The following is a 684-nucleotide window of genomic DNA, read 5'->3' on the forward strand; positions in this document are numbered from 1 at the left end:
AAATTCAAACCCGCATTGAAGAACGGGTATTGCGCTATGAACCACGCGCCGAAATTACCGAGATTCAAATAAACCAGAGAACAAACTTGCCCAATACCCTGCACGTTCAGGTTAGCTATGCGTTGAGAGGCAGCGACATCAACCAGCAGATTGAAGGCGTCCTTGAGGTTAACGAAGGGCAAGTACGGGTGAGCCTATGAGTAAACAACTGGTGGTTGATGGCGACAACCTGCTATTCGAACCGTTATTTGGCAACCGGCAAGTTACCATCCTGGGGCCGGCGACCATTCGGGGCAGCGGACACGCCAAAATCCAGGGCAAAAAAATCGTTATTGCGGGTGATGAAAAAAAAGTACAGCTTCAAGCACAATATATTACCCCTAGCCATCCCGTACCCGGCATGGGAATAGTCACCATTGCTCAATTAGATGCCAGCCAGCAAGTAAACTATTGCCGCACTCCCGCCACGGTGATCATGGTCGGGCAACAATTTACTGCCCGTTTTACCCCGACCCAACCCGCTAATAATCCATCAACAGGTCCAGATGTGACAACGCCGAGTATGGGAAAAGGCCGTCTTATTGCCAGTCAATATACTGTCAGTGCCGGATAAATAACCTCTTCAACCTTATTTTTAAATAACAACGATCTCCTGAAAAACTATCAGGAATATATTCAAATAAC

General features: G+C 47.4%; 2 protein-coding genes. Both read left to right on the plus strand.

All coding sequences use genetic code 11. The features are described from left to right. A partial coding sequence (locus tag KZ793_RS22425) for a GPW/gp25 family protein (RefSeq protein WP_225817281.1) occupies window positions 1-200 on the plus strand: 200 nt, incomplete at its 5' end. Beyond that, window positions 197-613 carry a hypothetical protein gene (locus KZ793_RS22430; RefSeq protein ID WP_225817282.1) on the plus strand — a complete coding sequence of 139 codons (417 nt, stop codon included), beginning with the start codon at window positions 197-199 and terminating at the stop codon, window positions 611-613. The genes KZ793_RS22425 and KZ793_RS22430, both read left to right, overlap by 4 nt. Window positions 614-684: the final 71 nt, after the last annotated feature.

Source organism: Photorhabdus antumapuensis, assembly GCF_020387775.1.
Classification (GTDB): domain Bacteria; phylum Pseudomonadota; class Gammaproteobacteria; order Enterobacterales; family Enterobacteriaceae; genus Photorhabdus; species Photorhabdus antumapuensis.

Bases quoted from the DNA above. Each gene is read 5' to 3' on its own strand.
- KZ793_RS22430 (WP_225817282.1), top strand. From the start codon at position 197: ATGAGTAAACAACTGGTGGTTGATGGCGACAACCTGCTATTCGAACCG.